The 22649-nt window shown below is 66.1% G+C and carries 26 protein-coding genes; all 26 read right to left on the bottom strand.

From position 1 onward, the window contains the following. Positions 1-384, bottom strand: a complete 384-nt coding sequence (gene rplR, locus AB0I82_RS26065; RefSeq protein ID WP_030262832.1) for a 50S ribosomal protein L18 — start codon at positions 382-384, stop codon at positions 1-3. Positions 385-387: 3 nt separating this feature from the next. Continuing rightward, positions 388-927, bottom strand: a complete 540-nt coding sequence (gene rplF, locus AB0I82_RS26060) for a 50S ribosomal protein L6 (RefSeq protein WP_363259769.1) — start codon at positions 925-927, stop codon at positions 388-390. A gap of 22 nt (positions 928-949) precedes the next feature. Then, positions 950-1348: a 30S ribosomal protein S8 gene (rpsH, locus tag AB0I82_RS26055; RefSeq protein WP_030262826.1), complete on the bottom strand. Its 399-nt coding sequence runs from the start codon at positions 1346-1348 to the stop codon at positions 950-952. A 240-nt stretch (positions 1349-1588) separates the two neighbouring features. Continuing rightward, positions 1589-1774: a type Z 30S ribosomal protein S14 gene (locus AB0I82_RS26050; RefSeq protein ID WP_003956452.1), complete on the bottom strand. Its 186-nt coding sequence runs from the start codon at positions 1772-1774 to the stop codon at positions 1589-1591. A gap of 5 nt (positions 1775-1779) precedes the next feature. After that, positions 1780-2340 carry a 50S ribosomal protein L5 gene (gene rplE, locus AB0I82_RS26045; protein WP_030262823.1) on the bottom strand — a complete coding sequence of 187 codons (561 nt, stop codon included), beginning with the start codon at positions 2338-2340 and terminating at the stop codon, positions 1780-1782. Further along, the gene (gene rplX / locus AB0I82_RS26040; protein WP_019888758.1) at positions 2340-2663 is read right to left on the bottom strand and encodes a 50S ribosomal protein L24; all 324 of its coding nucleotides are present in this window, start codon (positions 2661-2663) and stop codon (positions 2340-2342) included. Before rplX ends, rplE begins: the two co-directional genes overlap by 1 nt. Before the next feature lie 3 nt (positions 2664-2666). Beyond that, positions 2667-3035 carry a 50S ribosomal protein L14 gene (gene rplN, locus AB0I82_RS26035; protein ID WP_003974257.1) on the bottom strand — a complete coding sequence of 123 codons (369 nt, stop codon included), beginning with the start codon at positions 3033-3035 and terminating at the stop codon, positions 2667-2669. 127 nt (positions 3036-3162) lie between these two features. Next, positions 3163-3444 (bottom strand): 30S ribosomal protein S17, encoded by a 282-nt coding sequence (gene rpsQ, locus AB0I82_RS26030; RefSeq protein ID WP_030262818.1) that lies wholly within the window; start codon positions 3442-3444, stop codon positions 3163-3165. After that, positions 3444-3668 carry a 50S ribosomal protein L29 gene (gene rpmC, locus AB0I82_RS26025; protein WP_004950453.1) on the bottom strand — a complete coding sequence of 75 codons (225 nt, stop codon included), beginning with the start codon at positions 3666-3668 and terminating at the stop codon, positions 3444-3446. The genes rpsQ and rpmC overlap by 1 nt, the downstream gene beginning before the upstream one ends. Beyond that, a complete protein-coding gene (gene rplP, locus AB0I82_RS26020; RefSeq protein ID WP_004571829.1) occupies positions 3668-4087 on the bottom strand; it encodes a 50S ribosomal protein L16 in 420 nt (139 codons plus the stop codon). Before rplP ends, rpmC begins: the two co-directional genes overlap by 1 nt. 5 nt (positions 4088-4092) lie before the next feature. Next, positions 4093-4914 (bottom strand): 30S ribosomal protein S3, encoded by an 822-nt coding sequence (gene rpsC, locus AB0I82_RS26015; protein ID WP_363259768.1) that lies wholly within the window; start codon positions 4912-4914, stop codon positions 4093-4095. Then, complete coding sequence (rplV, locus tag AB0I82_RS26010; RefSeq protein WP_037772835.1) at positions 4914-5261, bottom strand: 50S ribosomal protein L22; 348 nt, start codon at positions 5259-5261, stop codon at positions 4914-4916. The genes rpsC and rplV overlap by 1 nt, the downstream gene beginning before the upstream one ends. 44 nt (positions 5262-5305) lie before the next feature. After that, complete coding sequence (gene rpsS, locus AB0I82_RS26005) at positions 5306-5587, bottom strand: 30S ribosomal protein S19 (protein WP_030262810.1); 282 nt, start codon at positions 5585-5587, stop codon at positions 5306-5308. A gap of 12 nt (positions 5588-5599) precedes the next feature. Beyond that, positions 5600-6436, bottom strand: coding sequence for a 50S ribosomal protein L2 (gene rplB / locus AB0I82_RS26000; protein ID WP_030262808.1), 837 nt, complete (start codon positions 6434-6436; stop codon positions 5600-5602). 40 nt (positions 6437-6476) lie between these two features. Beyond that, positions 6477-6800 carry a 50S ribosomal protein L23 gene (rplW, locus tag AB0I82_RS25995; RefSeq protein WP_030262807.1) on the bottom strand — a complete coding sequence of 108 codons (324 nt, stop codon included), beginning with the start codon at positions 6798-6800 and terminating at the stop codon, positions 6477-6479. Next, positions 6800-7450, bottom strand: a complete 651-nt coding sequence (gene rplD, locus AB0I82_RS25990) for a 50S ribosomal protein L4 (RefSeq protein ID WP_363259767.1) — start codon at positions 7448-7450, stop codon at positions 6800-6802. The genes rplW and rplD overlap by 1 nt, the downstream gene beginning before the upstream one ends. Before the next feature lie 8 nt (positions 7451-7458). Further along, entirely contained in the window at positions 7459-8103 is a 645-nt protein-coding gene (rplC, locus tag AB0I82_RS25985) for a 50S ribosomal protein L3 (RefSeq protein ID WP_363259766.1), read from the bottom strand. A 16-nt stretch (positions 8104-8119) separates the two neighbouring features. Next, on the bottom strand, positions 8120-8428 hold the full coding sequence (gene rpsJ / locus AB0I82_RS25980) for a 30S ribosomal protein S10 (RefSeq protein WP_014054162.1): 309 nt from the start codon (positions 8426-8428) through the stop codon (positions 8120-8122). Positions 8429-8883: 455 nt separating this feature from the next. After that, positions 8884-9309: an aspartate 1-decarboxylase gene (gene panD / locus AB0I82_RS25975; protein WP_363259764.1), complete on the bottom strand. Its 426-nt coding sequence runs from the start codon at positions 9307-9309 to the stop codon at positions 8884-8886. A 191-nt stretch (positions 9310-9500) separates the two neighbouring features. Beyond that, positions 9501-10694, bottom strand: coding sequence for an elongation factor Tu (tuf, locus tag AB0I82_RS25970; RefSeq protein WP_363259763.1), 1194 nt, complete (start codon positions 10692-10694; stop codon positions 9501-9503). Positions 10695-10858: 164 nt separating this feature from the next. After that, positions 10859-12979 carry an elongation factor G gene (gene fusA / locus AB0I82_RS25965; protein WP_363259762.1) on the bottom strand — a complete coding sequence of 707 codons (2121 nt, stop codon included), beginning with the start codon at positions 12977-12979 and terminating at the stop codon, positions 10859-10861. A gap of 39 nt (positions 12980-13018) precedes the next feature. After that, positions 13019-13489, bottom strand: a complete 471-nt coding sequence (gene rpsG / locus AB0I82_RS25960; RefSeq protein ID WP_030262788.1) for a 30S ribosomal protein S7 — start codon at positions 13487-13489, stop codon at positions 13019-13021. A gap of 2 nt (positions 13490-13491) precedes the next feature. Beyond that, the gene (gene rpsL / locus AB0I82_RS25955) at positions 13492-13863 is read right to left on the bottom strand and encodes a 30S ribosomal protein S12 (protein WP_003948652.1); all 372 of its coding nucleotides are present in this window, start codon (positions 13861-13863) and stop codon (positions 13492-13494) included. 384 nt (positions 13864-14247) lie between these two features. Continuing rightward, positions 14248-14721 carry a DUF1707 and DUF4190 domain-containing protein gene (locus AB0I82_RS25950; RefSeq protein ID WP_363259761.1) on the bottom strand — a complete coding sequence of 158 codons (474 nt, stop codon included), beginning with the start codon at positions 14719-14721 and terminating at the stop codon, positions 14248-14250. A gap of 197 nt (positions 14722-14918) precedes the next feature. Next, the gene (locus AB0I82_RS25945) at positions 14919-18818 is read right to left on the bottom strand and encodes a DNA-directed RNA polymerase subunit beta' (RefSeq protein ID WP_363260005.1); all 3900 of its coding nucleotides are present in this window, start codon (positions 18816-18818) and stop codon (positions 14919-14921) included. A gap of 96 nt (positions 18819-18914) precedes the next feature. Further along, positions 18915-22397 carry a DNA-directed RNA polymerase subunit beta gene (gene rpoB, locus AB0I82_RS25940; protein WP_363259760.1) on the bottom strand — a complete coding sequence of 1161 codons (3483 nt, stop codon included), beginning with the start codon at positions 22395-22397 and terminating at the stop codon, positions 18915-18917. Between the last annotated feature and the right edge of the window lie 252 nt (positions 22398-22649).

Genomic DNA, 22649 nt, shown 5'->3' with positions numbered 1-22649 from the left:
TCAGAACTTCAGCCCGGCTTCGCGGGCGGCGTCGGCCAGAGCGGCAATCCGCCCGGCGTACTGCTTGCCACCACGGTCGAACACGACGGCCTCGACACCGGCGGCCTTGGCACGCTCGGCGACCAGGGCGCCGACCTGCTTGGCCTGCGCGCTCTTGTCGCCCTCGCCACCACGGATCGACGCGTCCAGGGTCGACGCAGAGGCCAGCGTGTGGCCCTTGATGTCGTCGATGACCTGGGCGGTGATGCCACGGTTGGAGCGCGTCACGACGAGACGCGGGCGCTCCGGGGTACCCGAAATCCGCTTACGGATGCGGATGTGGCGACGCTTAGCGGCGGCGCGCTTGTAGGCGTCACCCTTAGCGATCTTCACACCGTATGCCATGGCTTACTTACCAGCCTTTCCGACCTTGCGGCGGATGACCTCGCCGGCGTACTTGACGCCCTTGGCCTTGTACGGGTCGGGCTTGCGCAGCTTGCGGATGTTCGCGGCGACCTCGCCGACCTTCTGCTTGTCGATGCCCTCGACGCTGAGCTTGGTCGGGGACTCGACCTTGAACGAGATGCCCTCGGGGGCCTCGATCAGGATCGGGTGGCTGTAGCCCAGCGAGAACTCCAGGTTGGAGCCCTTCGCCTGGACGCGGTAACCCACACCGCTGATCTCGAGCGCCTTGCTGTAGCCCTGGGTCACGCCGGTGATCATGTTCGCCACCAGCGTGCGGGACAGGCCGTGCAGGGCCTTGTTCTGACGCTCGTCGTTCGGGCGGGTGACGCTGATCGCGCCGTCCTCACCCTTGGCGACCTCGATGGGCGCGGCGACCGTGTGCTGAAGGGAACCCTTGGGGCCCTTCACGGAGACCGTCCGGCCATCGATGGTGACGTCCACACCAGCGGGAACCTGGATGGGCAGCTTGCCAATACGCGACATTAGCTTTTCCTCCGTTCCCTGGTTACCAGACGTAGGCGAGAACTTCTCCGCCTACACCCTTCTTGCTGGCCTGCTGACCGGTCAGGAGACCGTGGGACGTGGAGATGATCGCCACGCCCAGGCCGCCGAGGACCTTCGGCAGGTTGGTGGACTTTGCGTAGACCCGCAGGCCCGGCTTCGAAATCCGCTTGATGCCGGCGATCGAGCGCTCGCGGTTCGGGCCGAACTTCAGCTCGAGGACGAGGTTCTTGCCGACCTCGGCGTCCTCGACCTTCCAGCCGGTGATGTAGCCCTCCTGCTGGAGGATTTCCGCGATGTGCGACTTGATCTTGCTGTGCGGCATCGACACGGTGTCGTGGTATGCCGAGTTCGCGTTACGCAGACGGGTCAGCATGTCTGCGATGGGGTCAGTCATGGTCATGAATTGGCCTTCGGCCTCTCTCGCCGGGGTTTCCTATATGCGCCATCCCTCTCCCCACTCACGGGCGGGACGGGTGCGGCACGGGGACCTACGGCGTAGTAAGCGACTTTGAGCGGGCACGGTGGCCCGCGGTCGGTCTCGGGCGGCGGGCGCCCAACCCTTCCACTCTAGGTGATAGGGGTGGGGCGCCACGCCATCCGAATGCTTACCGAGAGCCTCCGGTAAATCCCAAGTGGGGATTTACCAGGAGCTCTTGGTCACGCCCGGCAGCTCGCCACGGTGAGCCATCTCACGAAGGCACACGCGGCAGAGGCCGAACTTGCGGTAAACGGAGTGCGGACGACCGCAGCGCTGGCAGCGGGTGTACGCGCGCACGCCGAACTTGGGCTTGCGAGCAGCCTTCGCGATGAGAGCCTTCTTCGCCATCTCGCTCACGCCTCCTTGAACGGGAAGCCGAGGTGACGGAGGAGGGCGCGGCCCTCGTCGTCGTTGGTCGCCGTGGTGACCACGGTGATGTCCATACCCCGGGTACGGTCGATCTTGTCCTGGTCGATCTCGTGGAACATGACCTGCTCCGTGAGACCGAAGGTGTAGTTGCCCCGGCCGTCGAACTGCTTCGGCGACAGACCACGGAAGTCGCGGATGCGCGGCAGCGCGAGCGACAGCAGGCGGTCCAGGAACTCCCACATGCGGTCACCGCGGAGGGTGACGTGGGCACCGATCGGCTGGCCCTCACGCAGCTTGAACTGCGCGATGGACTTGCGGGCCTTGGTCACGGCCGGCTTCTGGCCGGTGATCGTGGTGAGGTCGCGGATGGCGCCCTCGATCAGCTTGGAGTCGCGGGCGGCGTCGCCCACACCCATGTTGACCACGATCTTGGTCAGACCGGGGATCTGCATGACGTTCTCGTACGAGAACTCGTCCTTCAGCTTCCCGGCGATCTCTTCGCGGTAGCGCTGCTTCAGGCGCGGCGCATTGGTGGTGGCAGTCATCAGATGTCCTCACCGGTCCGCTTGGCAACGCGGATCTTGTTGCCTTCGTCATCGAAGCGGTACCCGACGCGGGTGACGACCTTGTTGCCGTCCTTCTCCACCACGAGCTGAACGTTGCTCACGTGGATCGGGGCCTCGGTCGTCACGATGCCGCCGGTCTGCGAACCGCGAGCGGTCTGACCGGCCTTGGTGTGCTTCTTGACCCGGTTGACACCCTCGACCAGGACGCGGTCCTCGCGGGGGAAGGCCGCGATGACCTTGCCCTGCTTGCCCTTGTCCTTACCGGTGATGACCTGGACCAGGTCGCCCTTCTTGATCTTCATCGGTTACAGCACCTCCGGCGCGAGCGAGATGATCTTCATGAACTTCTTCTCGCGCAGCTCACGGCCCACGGGGCCGAAGATACGGGTGCCGCGGGGGTCGCCATCGTTCTTGAGGATGACGGCCGCGTTCTCGTCGAAGCGGATGTACGAACCGTCGGGACGGCGGCGCTCCTTCACGGTGCGCACGATGACCGCCTTGACGACGTCACCCTTCTTCACGTTGCCACCGGGGATCGCATCCTTCACGGTGGCGACGATGACGTCACCGATGCCCGCGTAGCGTCGGCCCGAGCCACCGAGAACACGGATGGTGAGAATTTCCTTCGCACCCGTGTTGTCGGCGACGCGCAGCCGAGACTCCTGCTGGATCACGTCTATCTCCTGATCGTCTGCCGGTTCCCGGCAGGGGTTTCACGTGAAACCCCTGCCGAGCCTGGCGGAACTTTTCCGAGGGAATCCCCCTCGGGGGGATGTGCTTGCCGCAATTCCCTAACGGGAATTACTTGGCCTTCTCGAGGATCTCGACGACGCGCCAGCGCTTCGTCGCGGAGGTCGGCCGGGTCTCCATGAGGAGGACACGGTCGCCCACGCCCGCGGCGTTCTGCTCGTCGTGCGCCTTGAGCTTGTTCGTACGACGGATGACCTTGCCGTACAGCGCGTGCTTGACGCGGTCCTCGACGGCGACGACGACGGTCTTGTCCATCTTGTCGCTGACGACCAGACCCTCGCGGGTCTTGCGGAAGCCGCGCTCGTTCTTCTCAGTCACATTCGTCTCGCTCATCAGGCGCTCTCCACCGTCTCGATGCCGAGCTCGCGCTCCCGCATCAGGGTGTAGATCCGGGCGATGTCCTTGCGGACGGCCTTCAGCCGGCCGTGGTTTTCGAGCTGTCCGGTCGCCGCCTGGAAGCGGAGGTTGAACAGCTCCTCCTTGGCCTCACGAAGCTTGGCAACGAGGTCCTCGTTGTTCAGCTCGCGCAGCTCGGTCGCCTTGGTACCGGCCGCCATCACGACTCACCTGCCTCGCGCCGCACGATGCGGCACTTCATCGGAAGCTTGTGGGCGGCGCGGGTCAGCGCCTCCTTGGCAACCTTTTCGTTCGGGAAGGACAGCTCGAACATCACCCGGCCGGGCTTGACGTTCGCGACCCACCACTCCGGAGAACCCTTACCGGAACCCATGCGGGTCTCGGCCGGCTTCTTCGTCAGCGGACGGTCGGGGTAGATGTTGATCCACACCTTGCCGCCACGCTTGATGTGACGAGTCATGGCGATACGAGCGGACTCGATCTGCCGGTTCGTCACGTAAGCCGGGGTGACGGCCTGGATGCCGTACTCACCGAAGGCCAGCTCGGTGCCACCCTTGGCCATGCCATTGCGCTTCGGGTGGTGCTGCTTGCGGTGCTTGACCCTGCGAGGGATCAGCATGTCGGTCAGGCCTCCTGTCCGGTGCTCTCAGCCGGAGCAGCGGCAGCGGCCTCGGCCTTGGGGGCCTCGGCAGCGGCGTTCTGCTGCTGCGGCTTGCGGCCGCGGCCGCCACGCTCGCCACCACGGCGCGGGCGGTCGTTGCCACCGCGGGCCGGGCGGTTACCCGCACGGGCAGCGGCGTTCTCGGCGCGAACCTCGGCGATGTTCTTGACGTCGCCCTTGTAGATCCAGACCTTCACGCCGATGCGGCCGAAGGTCGTCTTGGCCTCGAAGAAGCCGTAGTCGACGTTCGCACGGAGCGTGTGCAGGGGCACGCGGCCCTCGCGGTAGAACTCCGAGCGGGACATCTCGGCGCCGCCGAGACGGCCACCGCACTGGATCTTGATGCCCTTGGCGCCGGCCTTCATCGTCGACTGCATGCTCTTACGCATGGCGCGACGGAAGGAGACGCGCGAGGACAGCTGCTCCGCGACGGCCTGCGCGACCAGCTGGGCATCCGTCTCGGGGTTCTTGACCTCGAGGATGTTCAGCTGGACCTGCTTGCCGGTGAGCTTCTCCAGCTCACCGCGGATGCGGTCGGCCTCGGCGCCGCGGCGGCCGATGACGATGCCCGGACGGGCGGTGTGGATGTCAACGCGGACGCGCTCACGGGTGCGCTCGATCTCCACCTTGGAGATACCGGCGCGCTCCATGCCCTTCGTCATCATGCGACGAATGGCGACGTCTTCCTTGACGTAGTCCTTGTACAGCTTGTCGGCGTACCAGCGGCTCTTGAAGTCCGTGGTGATGCCGAGCCGGAACCCGTGCGGGTTTACCTTCTGGCCCATTACCGGGTTCCTTCCTTGCTGCTGACGACCACAGTGATGTGGCTGGTCCGCTTGCGGATCCGGTAGGCACGGCCCTGAGCGCGCGGACGGAACCGCTTCAGGGTCGGGCCCTCGTCGACGTACGCCTCGCTGATGAACAGCTGAGAGGCGTCCGTGTGGTCGTAGTTGTGCGCGGCGTTGGCAATGGCGCTGTCCAGCACCTTGCCCACCGGCACGCTCGCGGCCTGCGGGGCGAAACGCAGGACCGCCTGAGCCTCCGTGGCATCCATGCCACGGACAAGGTCCACCACGCGGCGGGCCTTCATGGGCGTGACACGCACGTAGCGCGCCTGGGCCCTGGCTTCCATGGTTGTCCCTTCGGTGTCAGTCATAGTCTTCGCTCTTCCGCTGATCAGCGACGACGCGACTTGCGGTCGTCCTTCTCGTGGCCGCGGAAGGTGCGGGTCGGCGCAAACTCGCCGAGCTTGTGGCCGACCATCGACTCGGTGACGAACACCGGGACGTGGGTCTTGCCGTTGTGCACCGCCAGCGTGTGGCCGAGCATGGCCGGCACGATCATGGAGCGACGGGACCAGGTCTTGATGACGTTCTTGGTGCCGGCTTCGTTCTGGACATCCACCTTCTTGATCAGGTGGTCGTCGACGAAGGGCCCCTTCTTGAGACTGCGCGGCATCTAAACCCGCTCCTAGCGCTTCTTGTTCGTCTTGCGGCGGCGGACGATGTACTTGTTCGAAGCCTTCTTCGGCGAACGCGTACGACCCTCCTTCTGACCCCACGGCGAGACCGGGTGGCGACCACCGGAGGTCTTGCCCTCACCACCACCGTGCGGGTGGTCGACGGGGTTCATCACGACACCACGCACGGTCGGGCGGACGCCCTTCCAGCGCATGCGGCCGGCCTTGCCCCAGTTGATGTTCGACTGCTCGGCGTTGCCGACCTCGCCGACAGTGGCGCGGCAGCGGACGTCGACCAGGCGGATCTCACCCGACGGCATACGAAGGTGGGCCATGGTGCCCTCCTTCGCCAGCAGCTGCACGGAGGCACCCGCGGAACGGGCGAACTTCGCGCCGCCGCCGGGCCGCAGCTCGATGGCGTGGATGGTCGTACCGACCGGGATGTTGCGCAGCGCCAGGTTGTTGCCGGGCTTGATGTCGGCGCCGGGGCCGTTCTCAATCCGGTCGCCCTGCGACAGGCCGCGGGGGGCGATGATGTAGCGCTTCTCGCCGTCCGCGTAGTGCAGGAGCGCGATGCGCGCGGTGCGGTTCGGGTCGTACTCGATGTGCGCGACCTTGGCCGGCACGCCGTCCTTGTCGTGACGACGGAAGTCGATCACTCGGTAGGCGCGCTTGTGGCCACCGCCCTGGTGGCGAACGGTCACACGACCGGCGTTGTTACGGCCGCCCTTGCTGTGCAGCGGGCGAACCAGCGACTTCTCCGGCGTGGACCGCGTGATCTCGACAAAGTCGGCGACGCTGGAGCCACGACGGCCCGGGGTCGTCGGCTTGTACTTGCGGATACCCATTTCTCAGTCCTCGTCCGATTCCGGACGATCCAGACCGCCGTTAGGCGGTCGGACCGCCGAAGATGTCGATGCGGTCGCCCTCGGCGAGGGTCACGATGGCGCGCTTGGTGTCAGCGCGCTTGCCGAAACCGGTGCGGGTGCGCTTGCGCTTGCCCTGCCGGTTGATCGTGTTCACCCCGGTGACCTTGACCGAGAAGACCGCCTCGACGGCCTGCTTGATCTGGGTCTTGTTGGCACGCGGGTCGACGATGAACGTGTACTTGTTCTCGTCCAGCAGCGCGTAGCTCTTCTCGGACACGACGGGCTTCTTCAGCACGTCACGGTGGTCCGTGAAGGTCTTGCTGGTGACGACGGCCTCACTCATCAGGCGTCGCTCCCTTCGGTCTCAACGGCCTTGGGGCCAGACACGAAGGACTCGAAAGCGGTCTGGGTGAAGACCACGTCGTCCGAGACGAGCACGTCGTACGTGTTCAGCTGGCCCGGCTCCAGGATGTGAACCTGGGGCAGGTTGCGGGCGGACAGCCACGCGGCCTCGTCGCTGCGCTCGGCGACCAGGAGCAGGTTCTTGCGCTCCGAGATCTTGCCGAACAGCGCCTTGGCGGCCTTGGTGGAGGTCGCACCCTCGACCACGCCGGAAACGACGTGGATACGCGAGTTGCGGGCCCGGTCGGTGAGGGCACCGCGCAGGGCGGCGGCCTTCATCTTCTTCGGGGTCCGCTGCGAGTAGTCACGCGGCACGGGGCCGTGGACGATGCCACCGCCGGCGAACTGCGGCGCACGGGTCGAACCCTGACGCGCGCGGCCGGTGCCCTTCTGGCGGTACGGCTTCTTGCCACCGCCGCGGACCTCGCCACGGGTCTTGGTCTTGTGCGTGCCCTGGCGGGCAGCGGCCAGCTGTGCGACGACGACCTGGTGGATCAGCGGAACGCTGACCTTCGCGTCGAAGATCTCCGCGGGGAGCTCGACGGTCCCGGCCTTGTCGCCTGCCGGCGAAAGGATGTCAATGGTGCTCATCGGTTACCTCAGGCCCCCTTGGCCGCGGTACGGACCAGGACGAGGCCGCCGTTCGGACCGGGGACGGCGCCCTTGATGAGCAGCAGTCCCTTCTCCGCGTCAACGGCGTGGACGGTCAGGTTCTGGGTGGTGACCCGCTCGTTGCCCATACGGCCGGACATGCGCATGCCCTTGAAGACACGGCCCGGGGTGGCGCAGCCACCGATGGAGCCCGGCTTGCGGTGCACGCGGTGCGCACCGTGGGAAGCCTTGCCGCCGTGGAAGCCGTGACGCTTCATGACACCGGCGGTGCCCTTGCCCTTGGTCTTGCCGGTCACGTCCACCTTGATGCCGGAGTCGAAGACCTCGGCATTGATCTCCTGGCCGAGGGTGTACTCGCCGGCGTCGGCGGTACGGACCTCGACGAGGTGACGACGGGGGGTGACGTCGGCCTTGGCGAAGTGGCCCTTGAGGGGCTTGTTCACCTTGCGCGGGTCGATCTCGCCGAAGGCGATCTGGACGGAGTCGTAACCGTCCTGGTCTGCGGTGCGCACCTGGGTAACGACACAGGGACCGGCCTTGACCACGGTGACGGGGACAACGCGGTTGTTGTCGTCCCACACCTGGGTCATGCCGAGCTTCTCGCCCAGGAGGCCCTTGATCTGCTTAGCCATTCTCAGATCACCCGCCTCAGAGCTTGATCTCGATGTCGACACCGGCCGGAAGGTCGAGTCGCATCAGGGAGTCAACGGTCTTCGGCGTCGGGTCGAGGATGTCGATCAGGCGCTTGTGCGTCCGCATCTCGAAGTGCTCGCGCGCGTCCTTGTACTTGTGCGGCGACTTGATGACGCAGTACACGTTCTTTTCAGTGGGCAGCGGCACCGGGCCCGCGACCGACGCACCAGTGCGGGTCACCGTCTCGACGATCTTCTTCGCCGAGCTGTCGATGACCTCGTGGTCGTAGGCCTTGAGCCGGATGCGGATCTTCTGTCCCGCCATGGCTACTGTGTAGTCCTTTGTCTCGTAACGCTCTGGGACCCGGTGTGCTTGTGCCTTTCTGAGACACGGCCCACATCCGTACGCTCTCGCTCTTCGCCGACCCACGCGGTCGGGCGTGTCGCATCCCTTCCCGCATATCTCCGCAGGGGAGATCCTTCGAGAAGGAGAACGTGGGGTCATGGACACCCACCGGGCGCCTGGCTGAGGCACCCCGCTGACGCTTCCCGGAAGATTCCCGTACTTCCACCCCTGAGAAGGGATGACGAATACCTGGGACTCGCTTCCAGTCCTCCCGGCGGGAGGCGCGCAGCATCGGCACTCAACCGAGCAACTTGGCTAGTGTGCCATATGGGGCACACGGCTGGCCAACCGAAGGGGAGAGAGTACCCCACGCCACACCGAACGAATCCCCGGGCCCGCCTTGATCGCTTCCGGGCGGGCCCCGCGGCCCCTCCTCAGCCGGCCGGGACGACCGCCTGCGGGCTGCGCTGCTGGCCGCTTCCCGGCACGGGAGCGGAGGCGTCGGCCCCCAGCGCCACGATCCGGTTCCCGGCGTCCACATGGACGACGCTGGGCTTCATCGCCCGCGCCTCGGCGTCCTCCACCTGCGCGTAGCTGATGAGAATCACCAAGTCCCCCGGGTGTACGAGATGCGCGGCCGCGCCATTGATCCCGATGACGCCGCTCCCCCGCTCCCCCTCGATCACATACGTCTCCAGCCGGGCCCCATTGGTGATGTCGACGATGTGGACCAGCTCGCCGGGCAGCAGATCTGCGGCTTCCATCAGCTCCGCGTCGACCGTCACCGACCCCACGTAGTGCAGATCGGCCTGGGTCACGGTCGCCCGGTGGATCTTGGACTTGAACATGGTGCGCAGCATGGCGTCACTCCCGAGAGGAAAGGGTCGCGCCCTCGTACCGAGGTGCGCGCCGACAGCCCCATCGTAGGGAGTTCGGGCTCCGCGGCGGCTGTCCGGTGCGTCACAGCATGCGAAAGGCCCCGTACACCCGAAGGTGCACGGGGCCTCGCTCGCTAGGAGCGACCGGTCTCCCGGATCGTCAAGTAAGAGACTTACTTGTTGATCTTGGTGACCTGGCCGGCGCCCACGGTCCGGCCACCCTCACGGATGGCGAACTTCAGGCCCTCCTCCATGGCGACCGGCTGGATCAGCTGGACGGACATGGAGGTGTTGTCGCCCGGCATGACCATCTCGGTGCCCTCGGGGAGGGTCACGACGCCGGTCACGTCCGTGGTACGGAAGTAGAACTGCGGGCGGTAGTTGTTGAAGAACGGGGTGTGACGGCCACCCTCGTCCTTCGACAGGATGTAGGCCTGGGCCTCGAACTCGGTGTGCGGGGTGACCGAACCGGGCTTGATGATGACCTGGCCGCGCTCGACGTCCTCGCGCTTGATGCCGCGGAGCAGCAGACCGACGTTCTCACCGGCCTGGCCCTCGTCCAGCAGCTTCCGGAACATCTCGATGCCGGTGACCGTGGTGGAGGTCTTCTCCTGCTTGATGCCGATGATGTCAACGTTCTCGTTGACCTTCAGCACACCGCGCTCGATACGGCCGGTGACGACCGTACCGCGACCGGTGATGGTGAAGACGTCCTCGATCGGCATCAGGAACGGCTTGTCGGTGTCGCGCTCCGGCTCCGGGATCGCCTCGTCGACGGCGGCCATGAGCTTGAGGACGGACTCGCCCCACTCCTTGTCGCCCTCGAGCGCCTTCAGCGCCGAGACCTTGACGACCGGAACGTCGTCGCCCGGGAACTCGTACTCGGAGAGGAGCTCGCGGACCTCGAGCTCGACGAGCTCCAGGATCTCCTCGTCGTCCACCATGTCGGCCTTGTTCAGGGCGACAACGATGTAGGGAACGCCGACCTGGCGGGCCAGGAGCACGTGCTCCTTGGTCTGCGGCATCGGACCGTCGGTCGCGGCGACCACGAGGATCGCGCCGTCCATCTGGGCGGCACCGGTGATCATGTTCTTGATGTAGTCCGCGTGACCCGGGCAGTCGACGTGGGCGTAGTGACGGTTCTCCGTCTGGTACTCGACGTGCGCGATCGAAATCGTAATACCGCGCTGGCGCTCCTCAGGAGCCTTGTCGATGTTCTCGAAGGCCGAGGCCTCGTTCAGGTCCGGGAACGCGTCATGCAGCACCTTGGTGATCGCCGCGGTAAGGGTCGTCTTACCGTGGTCGATGTGACCGATGGTGCCGATGTTGACGTGCGGCTTAGTCCGCTCGAACTTCGCCTTCGCCACTGGGGTCCTCCTGTGGAGTGGTTCTGTACGCCTTACTCATCGGCGCCAGGTGATCTTTGCTGGGGTGCCGGCCGGCGGGGCATTCCACGCGATAAACGCGGTTTGCCCCACCGGTCGGTGTCAAGCCTAAAGCGTGTCGGGGTCCGACTCTGACGAGACGGGTCTTACTCGCCCTTGGCCTTCGCGATGATCTCCTCGGCGACGTTCCGCGGAACCTCGGCGTAGGAGTCGAACTGCATCGAGTAGCTCGCGCGACCCGACGTCTTGCTGCGGAGGTCTCCGACGTAGCCGAACATCTCCGAGAGCGGAACCAGGCCCGTGACGAGCTTGGCGCCGTGGCGGTCCTCCATGGACTGGATCTGTCCACGGCGGGAGTTGATGTCGCCGATCACGTCGCCCATGTAGTCCTCGGGCGTGGTGACCTCGACCTTCATCATCGGCTCGAGCAGGGCCGGGGAGGCCTTGCGGGCGGCCTCCTTGAAGGCCATCGAACCGGCGATCTTGAAGGCCATCTCGGAGGAGTCGACCTCGTGGAAGGCACCGTCGTGGAGCGTGACGCGCACACCGGTCAACGGGTAGCCGGCGAGAACACCGAACTCCATGGCCTCCTGGCAGCCCGCGTCCACGGACGGGATGTACTCCCGCGGGATGCGGCCACCGGTGACCTTGTTCTCGAACTCGTAGCCATCGCCCTCGAGAGGCTCGACCGAGATCTGCACCTTCGCGAACTGGCCGGAACCACCAGTCTGCTTCTTGTGCGTGTAGTCGATCTTCTCGACGGTCTTGCGCAGCGTCTCGCGGTACGCGACCTGCGGCTTACCGACGTTGGCCTCGACCCGGAACTCACGCTTCATACGGTCGACCAGCACGTCGAGGTGCAGCTCGCCCATACCCGCGATGATGGTCTGGCCGGTCTCCTCGTCGGTGTGGACCTGGAAGCTCGGGTCCTCCTCGGCGAGGCGCTGGATGGCGACACCCAGCTTCTCCTGGTCGCCCTTGGACTTGGGCTCAATGGCGACCTGGATGACCGGGGCCGGGAACTCCATCGACTCCAGGATCACCTGGTTGGAGGAGTCGCAGAGGGTCTCACCGGTGGTGGTCTGCTTCAGACCCATGACGGCGACGATGTCACCGGCACCCACCGACTCGATCTCCTCACGCTTGTTCGCGTGCATCCGGTAGATCTTGCCGATGCGCTCCTTCTTGCCCTTGACGGAGTTCAGCACCTGCGTGCCGGACTCCAGGCGACCCGAGTAGACCCGGATGAAGGTGAGCTTGCCGAGGTGCGGGTCGCTCGCGATCTTGAACGCGAGCGCGGCCAGCGGCTCGTCCTCGGAGGGACGGCGCTTGATGACCTCGTCGGCGTTGTTGACCGCGTGGCCCTCGATGGCCTCGACGTCCAGCGGCGAGGGGAGGTAGCGCACGACCGCGTCCAGCAGCGGCTGGACACCCTTGTTCTTGAAGGCGGTGCCACAGAACACGGGGGTGACGGTGGTGCCGCCGCCCTTGCCGGAGCTGATGGTGATACGGCGGATCGCCGCGTACAGCTGCTCCTCGGTGGGCTCGGTGCCCTCCAGGTACAGCTCCATCATCTCTTCGTCGTTCTCGGCCACGGCCTCGAGCAGCTTGCCGCGCCACTCGTCGGCCGCCTCGCGGTGGGTGTCCGGGATGTCGACGGTGTCGTACATCTCGCCCTTGGCGGCCTCGGCGGACCAGACCAGGGCCTTCATGCGGACCAGGTCGACGACGCCCTTGAAGTCCGCCTCGGTGCCGATCGGCAGCTGCATGACGATCGGGGTCGCGCCGAGGCGGTCCACGATCATGTCGACGCAGCGGTGGAACTCGGCGCCGGTGCGGTCGAGCTTGTTGACGAAGCAGATACGCGGCACGCCGTAGCGGTCCGCCTGACGCCACACCGTCTCGGACTGGGGCTCAACGCCGGCAACGCCGTCGAACACCGTCACGGCACCGTCGAGCACGCGCAGGGAGCGCTCCACCTCAACGGTGAAGTCGACGTGACCCGGGGTGTCGATGATGTTGATGGTGTGGTCGACGTTTTCCAGCGGCCAGTGGCAGGTGGTGGCAGCAGAGGTGATCGTGATGCCACGCTCCTGCTCCTGCTCCATCCAGTCCATGGTGGCAGCGCCGTCGTGGACCTCACCGATCTTGTACGAAACACCGGTGTAGAACAGGATCCGCTCGGTGGTCGTCGTCTTGCCCGCGTCGATGTGGGCCATGATCCCGATATTGCGGACCTTGGCCAGGTCAAGTGAAGTGGTAGCCATAAGGCTTCAGTCTTCTCTCGGTCTCGATGTGGGTAGCGACTACCAGCGGTAGTGCGCGAAGGCCTTGTTGGACTCGGCCATCTTGTGCGTGTCCTCGCGCTTCTTGACCGAAGCGCCGAGGCCGTTCGAGGCGTCCAGCAGCTCGTTCATGAGGCGCTCGGTCATGGTCTTCTCGCGGCGGGCGCGGGAGTAGCCCACGAGCCAGCGCAGCGCCAGGGTCGACGCGCGACCCGGCTTGACCTCGACCGGAACCTGGTAGGTCGCGCCACCGACACGGCGGGACTTGACCTCGAGGGTCGGCTTGATGTTCTCCAGCGCGCGCTTCAGCGTGATGACCGGGTCGTTGCCGGTCTTCTCACGCAGGCCCTCCATGGCGCCGTAAACGATGCGCTCGGCGGTGGAGCGCTTTCCGTTCAGCAGCACCTTGTTGATGAGGGAGGTCACCAGAGGAGAGTTGTAGACCGGGTCGATGATGACCGGGCGCTTCGGGGCGGGGCCCTTACGAGGCATTCTTACTTCTCCTTCTTGGCGCCGTAGCGGCTGCGAGCCTGCTTGCGGTTCTTGACGCCCTGCGTGTCGAGGGAGCCGCGGATGATCTTGTACCGAACACCCGGCAGGTCCTTCACACGACCGCCACGCACGAGCACGATCGAGTGCTCCTGCAGGTTGTGGCCCTCACCCGGAATGTAAGCGGTGACCTCGATGCCGCTGGTCAGACGCACACGCGCGACCTTACGCAGGGCCGAGTTCGGCTTCTTCGGGGTGGTGGTGAAAACACGCGTGCAGACGCCGCGGCGCTGAGGAGAACCCTCAAGTGCGGGCGTCTTGTTCTTCTCGACCTTGTCCTGCCGGCCCTTGCGGACCAGCTGCTGGATCGTAGGCACCGTTTCTCCGGTTTCTGTGTGCCAGTCTCGGTAAAGCTAACCTGGAACTTCGCCGACCCACGAGGTCGGGTGTGTCGAATGCCGCAGAACCCTCGCTGGGACGAGGAGCAGCGGATTACGGTGTCGGACCCGGCTTCGTGCGCACCGGCACCGCCCGCCCGAAGGCTGAGGGAGATGCGCGCACGGCAGGCCAGGGACACCCCAGGCACAAGGTCAGAGCGTACCTACCGCATGGGCTGCGGTCAAAACAAATGCACACGCGTAGGACACGCCGGACTCCTTCGGCGCTGCCGCCACCGTAGTGCGCCGACCGCGCCGACGGAAGAAGGTCTCCGGCCCCGTTCCGACCGCGCCCACGGCGGGTCCCCCGCGCGGCCCGCCCTCTCAGGTCTTCGGCAGCAGCGCCAGCAGCGTGACCAGCATCACCAGGCACCAGCCCCCGATCGCCAGCCAGCCCAGCACCACGCCGGTCAGCGCCATGCCGTCGCCCCGCTCGCCGTTCCGCCGGATCTCCGTACGCGCCTTGTGCCCCAGGATCACCGCCGGGATCGCGGACACTCCCCAGGTCAGCGGGGTGAGCAGGCCGCAGATCATGGAGCCGGTCGCGGACGGATTGGTCCTCGGCTGCGGCATCGGCAGGAACGTCGGCGGGACCATCGGCTGCGGCAGCATCACCGGCGGCTGCGGTACCGGTCCCTGCGGCAGATCCCCCACCAGTAACTGCAGGTCGCCGTAGGTCAGCGCCTTATAGGCGCGCGCCACCCGCTCCTCGTACTCGCTCTGGGAGAGCCGCCCCTCGGCGAACCCCGCCTTCAGCACATCCACCGCCCGCTCCCGATCCGCGTGCGCGGCACGCATGGCGGGCATCTGATGAGGCGGGTGAGCCGGCCGGCCCCCCTGCCACGGTTCGAACGCCACCTGTGAGACCTCCCCCCGGCCGGAGCGCTGATGGCCCCATCATCCCCCACACACCGCAGGGCGGTCACCCGACATGAGGATGACCGCCCTGCGTTTCGCGTTTCGCCCTTACGGGACCGGCCGCCGCCGGCTACCGCTTACTGGTTGTACGGACCGTAGTCGTAGTCCTCCAGCGGGACGGCCTGGCCGGAGCCGGTGCCGAACGGGCTGTAGTCGATGTCGTCGTAGCCGACGGCCGAGTACATCGCGGCCTTGGCTTCCTCGGTGGGCTCGACCCGGATGTTGCGGTAGCGGGACAGGCCCGTACCGGCCGGGATGAGCTTACCGATGATGACGTTCTCCTTGAGGCCGATGAGCGAGTCGGACTTGGCGTTGATCGCCGCGTCCGTCAGCACTCGGGTCGTCTCCTGGAAGGAGGCGGCCGACAGCCAGGACTCCGTCGCCAGCGAGGCCTTGGTGATACCCATCAGCTGCGGACGGCCGGAGGCCGGGTGGCCACCCTCCGCCACGACCCGACGGTTCTCGCCCTCGAACTTCGAGCGCTCCACGAGCTCGCCCGGCAGCAGCTCCGCGTCGCCGGACTCGATGATCGTCACGCGGCGCAGCATCTGCCGGATGATGATCTCGATGTGCTTGTCGTGGATCGCCACGCCCTGGCTGTTGTAGACCTTCTGGACCTCGCCGACCAGGTGGACCTGGACCGCACGCTGGCCGAGGATGCGCAGCACGTCGTGCGGGTTGATCGCACCGACGGTCAGCGGCTGGCCGACCGTGACGTGGTCGCCCTCGCTCACCAGCAGACGGGCACGCTTGGAGACGCCGTAGGACGTCTCGTCGCTGCCGTCGTCCGGCGTGACGACGACCTTCTTGGTCTTCTCGGTCTCCTCGATCCGCACGCGGCCGGCGGCCTCGGAGATCGGGGCGACACCCTTGGGCGTACGGGCCTCGAAGAGCTCGACGACTCGCGGCAGACCCAGGGTGATGTCGTCACCCGCCACACCACCGGTGTGGAAGGTACGCATCGTCAGCTGGGTACCGGGCTCACCGATGGACTGGGCCGCGATGATGCCGACGGCCTCACCGATGTCGACCAGCTTGCCGGTGGCCAGCGAACGGCCGTAGCAGAAGGCACAGGTGCCGACCGCGGACTCACAGGTCAGGACCGAGCGGGTCTTGACCTCCTCGACGCCGTGCGCGACCAGCTGGTCGATGAGCACGTCACCGAGGTCCACGTTCGCCGACGCGATGACCTTGCCGTCGACGACGACGTCCTCGGCGAGCATCCGGGCGTACACGCTGGACTCGACGTCGTCCGCCTTGCGCAGCACGCCGTTGGCGTCCTTGCTGGCGATCCGCAGCTTGAGGCCGCGCTCGGTGCCGCAGTCCTCCTCGCGGATGATGACGTCCTGCGAGACGTCCACGAGACGACGGGTGAGGTAACCCGAGTCGGCGGTACGGAGGGCGGTGTCGGCGAGACCCTTACGGGCACCGTGGGTGGAGATGAAGTACTCCAGCACGGAGAGACCCTCGCGGAACGACGCCTTAATGGGTCGCGGGATGGTCTCGTTCTTCGCGTTCGACACCAGACCACGCATACCGGCGATCTGCCGCATCTGCATCATGTTTCCTCGGGCACCCGAGTCAACCATCATGAAGATGGGGTTCGTCTTGGGGAAGTTCTCGTTCATCGCCTCGGCGACCTCGTTGGTCGCCTTGGTCCAGATGTTGATCAGTTCCTGCGTGCGCTCGTCCTTGGTGATCAGACCGCGCTCGTACTGCTTCTGGACCTTCTCGTCCTGGGCCTCGTAGCCCGCGACGATCTCCTTCTTGGCCTCCGGCACGACGATGTCGGAGACGGCGACGGTGACGCCGGAGCGGGTGGCCCAGTGGAAGCCGGCCGCCTTCAGGTTGTCCAGCGTCTGCGCGACGATGACCTTCGGGTAGCGCTCGGCCAGGTCGTTGACGATCGCGGAGAGCTGCTTCTTGCCCACCGAGTAGTCGACGAACGGGTAGTCCTCGGGCAGCAGCTCGTTGAAGAGCGCGCGGCCCAGGGTCGTACGCAGCCGGAAGCTGTCACCCTGCTGCCACTCGGGCTCGCCCTCCTCCGGAGCCGGCGGGGTCCAGCCGCGGGGCGGAACCGTGCCGATCGGGAAGCGGATGTCGACCTTCGCCTGGAGCGAGAGCTCCTTGGCGTCGAACGCCATGATCGCCTCGGCGACCGAGCCGAACGCGCGGCCCTCACCGATGACCTTGCGCTCCTCCTCGTCGGTGGTGAGGAAGAACAGACCCAGCACCATGTCCTGGGTCGGCATGGTGACCGGACGGCCGTCGGCCGGCTTGAGGATGTTGTTCGAGGACAGCATCAGGATGCGGGCCTCGGCCTGCGCCTCCGCGGACAGCGGCAGGTGCACGGCCATCTGGTCACCGTCGAAGTCCGCGTTGAACGCGGTGCAGACGAGCGGGTGAATCTGAATGGCCTTGCCCTCGACCAGCTGCGGCTCGAACGCCTGGATACCGAGGCGGTGCAGCGTGGGCGCACGGTTCAGCAGAACCGGGTGCTCGGCGATGACCTCTTCGAGGACGTCGTACACGACCGTGCGGCCGCGCTCGACCATCCGCTTCGCCGACTTGATGTTCTGCGCGTGGTTCAGGTCCACCAGGCGCTTCATCACGAACGGCTTGAAGAGCTCCAGCGCCATGGCCTTCGGCAGACCGCACTGGTGCAGCTTGAGCTGCGGGCCGACGACGATGACGGAACGCGCGGAGTAGTCCACACGCTTACCGAGCAGGTTCTGACGGAAACGGCCCTGCTTACCCTTCAGCATGTCGCTGAGGGACTTCAGCGGGCGGTTACCGGGACCGGTGACCGGGCGACCGCGGCGGCCGTTGTCGAACAGCGCGTCGACGGCCTCCTGCAGCATCCGCTTCTCGTTGTTCACGATGATCTCGGGGGCACCGAGGTCAAGGAGACGCTTGAGGCGGTTGTTGCGGTTGATCACACGGCGGTACAGGTCGTTCAGGTCGGAGGTCGCGAAGCGGCCACCGTCCAGCTGCACCATCGGACGCAGGTCCGGCGGGATGACCGGGATGCAGTCCAGCACCATGCCGTTGGGGCTGTTGCGGGTCTGCAGGAACGCGGAGACGACCTTCAGGCGCTTGAGCGCACGGGTCTTCTTCTGGCCCTTGCCGGTACGGATGATCTCGCGGAGCTTCTCGGCCTCTTCGTCGAGGTCGAAGGACTCCAGGCGCTTCTGCAGGGCAGCCGCGCCCATGCCGCCCATGAAGTACGTGCCGAAGCGGTCACGCAGCTCGCGGTAGAGCAGCTCGTCGCCCTCGAGGTCCTGGACCTTGAGGTTCTTGAAGCGGTTCCAGACCTCGTCCAGGCGGTCGATCTCGCGCTGCGCACGGTCGCGCAGCTGCTTCATCTCGCGCTCGGCACCCTCGCGCACCTTGCGGCGCACGTCGGCCTTGGCGCCCTCGGCCTCCAGCTCGGCCAGGTCGGTCTCGAGCTTCTTGGCGCGGGCCTCCAGGTCGGCGTCGCGGCGCTGCTCGATCTGCTGACGCTCGACGGAGACGTGCGCCTCCAGCGAGGGCAGGTCGCGCGTACGGCGCTCCTCGTCCACCCACGTGATCATGTAGGCGGCGAAGTAAATGACCTTCTCGAGGTCCTTGGGAGCGAGGTCCAGCAGGTAGCCCAGCCGGCTCGGAACGCCCTTGAAGTACCAGATGTGCGTGACGGGCGCGGCCAGCTCGATGTGGCCCATCCGCTCACGGCGCACCTTGGCGCGAGTGACCTCGACGCCACAGCGCTCGCAGATGATGCCCTTGAAGCGGACGCGCTTGTACTTACCGCAGTAGCACTCCCAGTCCCGAGTGGGGCCGAAGATCTTCTCGCAGAAGAGGCCGTCCTTCTCGGGCTTGAGGGTGCGGTAGTTGATGGTCTCCGGCTTCTTGACCTCGCCGTGGGACCACTGACGGATGTCGTCAGCGGTGGCGAGGCCGATCCGCAGCTCGTCGAAGAAGTTGACGTCGAGCACTGTCGTCAATCCCTCTTTCAGGGTCGAGTCTCAATCATGGTCTGAGGGGGTCCGGGGTGGGGCCGGGACCTCACTGGGAGGTCCCGGCCAGACCCGTCAGACCTCTTCGACGCTGCTCGGCTCGCGCCGGGACAGGTCGATACCGAGCTCCTCCGCCGCGCGGAAGACGTCCTCGTCGGTGTCGCGCATCTCGATGGACATGCCGTCCGAGGACAGCACCTCCACGTTCAGGCACAGCGACTGCATTTCCTTGATGAGCACCTTGAAGGACTCGGGAATGCCGGGCTCGGGGATGTTCTCGCCCTTGACGATGGCCTCGTAGACCTTCACGCGGCCGGTCACGTCGTCGGACTTGATCGTCAGCAGCTCCTGGAGGGCGTACGCGGCGCCGTATGCCTCCAGCGCCCACACCTCCATCTCACCGAAGCGCTGGCCACCGAACTGAGCCTTACCACCCAGCGGCTGCTGGGTGATCATCGAGTACGGACCGGTCGAGCGGGCGTGCAGCTTGTCGTCGACCAGGTGGTGCAGCTTGAGGATGTACATGTACCCGATCGAGATCGGGTCCGGGAACGGCTCGCCGGAGCGGCCGTCGAACAGCCGGGCCTTGCCGGTGTCCTTGACCATCCGGTCGCCGTCGCGGTTCGGCAGCGTGGAGTCGAACAGACCCTGCAGCTCGTCCTGGCGCGCACCGTCGAAGACCGGCGTTGCGACGTTGGTCCGCGGCGCGACGTCGTCGGCGCCGATGGCCTGCAGTCGCTGCTGCCACTCCTCGTTGCCCTCGACCTTCCAGCCCTGGCTAGCCAGCCAGCCGAGGTGGATCTCCAGGACCTGTCCCGGGTTCATTCGGGACGGGACACCCAGCGGGTTGAGGATGATGTCGACCGGGGTGCCGTCCTCCAGGAACGGCATGTCCTCGACCGGCAGGATCTTCGAGATGACGCCCTTGTTGCCGTGCCGGCCGGCGAGCTTGTCACCGTCGGTGATCTTGCGCTTCTGCGCCACGTACACGCGAACCAGCTGGTTCACGCCCGGGGGCAGCTCGTCGCCCTCCTCGCGGTCGAAGACGCGGACGCCGATGACCTTGCCGGTCTCGCCGTGCGGCACCTTCAGCGAGGTGTCACGGACCTCACGGGCCTTCTCACCGAAGATCGCGCGGAGCAGGCGCTCCTCCGGGGTCAGCTCGGTCTCACCCTTGGGCGTGACCTTGCCGACCAGGATGTCGCCGGCGACAACCTCGGCACCGATGCGGATGATGCCGCGCTCGTCGAGGTCGGCGAGGACCTCCTCGGAGACGTTCGGGATGTCCCGGGTGATCTCCTCGGGGCCCAGCTTGGTGTCACGGGCGTCGACCTCGTGCTCCTCGATGTGGATCGAGGAGAGGACGTCGTCCTGCACGAGGCGCTGCGACAGGATGATCGCGTCCTCGTAGTTGTGACCCTCCCACGGCATGAACGCCACGAGCAGGTTCTTGCCGAGCGCCATCTCGCCTTCGTCCGTGGACGGACCATCGGCGAGGACCTGGCCCTCGATGACCCGCGCGCCCTCGTCCACGACGACCTTCTGGTTGAAGGAGGTGCCCTGGTTGGAGCGGGTGAACTTGGCGACGCGGTACGTGGTGTACGTGCCGTCGTCGTTGGCGACGGTGATGTAGTCCGCGGAGACCTCCTGGACCACACCGTCCTTCTCGGCCTTGATGACGTCGCCGGCGTCGACCGCACAGCGGTACTCCATGCCGGTACCGACCAGCGGCGCCTCGGCCTTGATCAGCGGAACGGCCTGGCGCATCATGTTCGAGCCCATGAGCGCGCGGTTGGCGTCGTCGTGCTCGAGGAACGGGATCATGGCGGTCGCGGCCGACACCATCTGGCGCGGCGAGACGTCCATGAAGTCCACCTCGTCGACCGTGACGAGGTCGGCCTCGCCGCCACGACGGCGGACCAGGACACGCTGCTCGGCGAAGCGCATGTCCTCGGTCAGCGGCGCGTTCGCCTGGGCGATGATGAAGCGGTCTTCCTCATCGGCCGTGAGGTACTTGACCTCTTCGGTGACCTGGCCGTCGACGACCCGGCGGTACGGGGTCTCGATGAAGCCGAAGACGTTCACCCGGCCGTACGAGGCGAGCGAACCGATCAGACCAATGTTGGGACCTTCAGGGGTCTCGATCGGGCACATACGGCCGTAGTGCGACGGGTGCACGTCACGGACGTCCAGGCCGGCCCGCTCACGGGAGAGACCACCCGGGCCCAGCGCCGAGAGACGACGCTTGTGGGTCAGACCCGACAGCGGGTTGGTCTGGTCCATGAACTGGGACAGCTGGCTGGTGCCGAAGAACTCCTTGATGGAGGCGACGACCGGCCGGATGTTGATCAGGGTCTGCGGCGTGATCGCCTCGACGTCCTGAGTGGTCATGCGCTCGCGCACGACGCGCTCCATACGGGCGAGACCCGTACGGACCTGGTTCTGGATCAGCTCGCCGACGTTGCGCAGACGGCGGTTGCCGAAGTGGTCGATGTCGTCGGTCTCGACGACGATCTCCGTACCGTTCTCGCCGATCGTCTCGGTCTCGCCCGCGTGGAGCTTCACGAGGTACTTGATCGTGGCGATGATGTCATCGGTGGTGAGAACGCCGGCGTCCAGCGGCTCGTCGCCGCCGAGCTTCTTGTTGACCTTGTAGCGGCCGACCTTCGCGAGGTCGTAGCGCTTCGGGTTGAAGTACAGGTTCTCCAGCAGCGTCTGCGCGGCCTCACGCGTCGGCGGCTCGCCCGGGCGCAGCTTGCGGTAGATGTCGAGCAGCGCGTCGTCCTGGCCCTGGGTGTGGTCCTTCTCCAGGGTGGCGCGCATGGACTCGTACTCGCCGAACTCCTCGAGGATCTGCTCGGTCGTCCAACCGAGGGCCTTGAGGAGGACGGTCACCGACTGCTTGCGCTTGCGGTCGATGCGGACACCGACCATGTCACGCTTGTCGATCTCCATCTCCAGCCAGGCACCCCGGGACGGGATGATCTTGGCGGAGAAGATGTCCTTGTCGGACGTCTTGTCGATCTGGCTGTCGAAGTAGACGCCCGGCGAGCGGACCAGCTGCGAGACGACGACACGCTCGGTGCCGTTGATGCAGAAAGTGCCCTTGTTGGTCATGAGCGGGAAGTCGCCCATGAAGACCGTCTGGGACTTGATCTCGCCGGTCTCGTTGTTGGTGAACTCGGCGGTGACGAAGAGCGGAGCCGCGTACGTGAAGTCGCGCTCCTTGCACTCGTCGATGGAGTTCTTCGGGGGCTCGAAGCGGTGGTCGCGGAACGTCAGCGACATCGACCCGGAGAAGTCCTCGATCGGGGAGATCTCTTCGAAGATCTCCTCCAGACCGGACTTGGTGGGGACGTCCTGACCGGACTCCAGCGCAGCCTCGACGCGACCCTTCCATGCGGCATTGCCGAGCAGCCAGTCGAAGCTTTCGGTCTGCAGCGCGAGGAGGTTCGGAACCCCGAGGGGCTCCTTGATCTTCGCAAAAGAGATGCGCAGCGGGGCGGTGCTGTCGCCGTTGTTCGTATTGGCAGTCGAGGCGTTGCGCGAGGCGGCCAAGAGGGGGTCCTTCCGAGGGCTCGGACTCACTACGCGCGTACCGGTCCCACGTCCACACACAACGGAAGAAATCCCTGGTCAGGGAGGTGACGTCCGCAGTGCTGAGATGTGGGTATGCCCCTGGTGACGGGCAGGGAGCAGCTAACAGGCAGCGCAAAGGGTCAGTGTAGCCACTCGGCACACTGATGTCCAGACCGGGTTTTCGGAGACCGGCTCTGCACCCAATCTCTCCTCCGGAAGGCTCCCTCTAGG

The organism is Streptomyces sp. NPDC050315, assembly GCF_040655775.1.
Lineage (GTDB): Bacteria > Actinomycetota > Actinomycetes > Streptomycetales > Streptomycetaceae > Streptomyces.
This window is presented reverse-complemented; position numbering and strand designations above follow the sequence as displayed.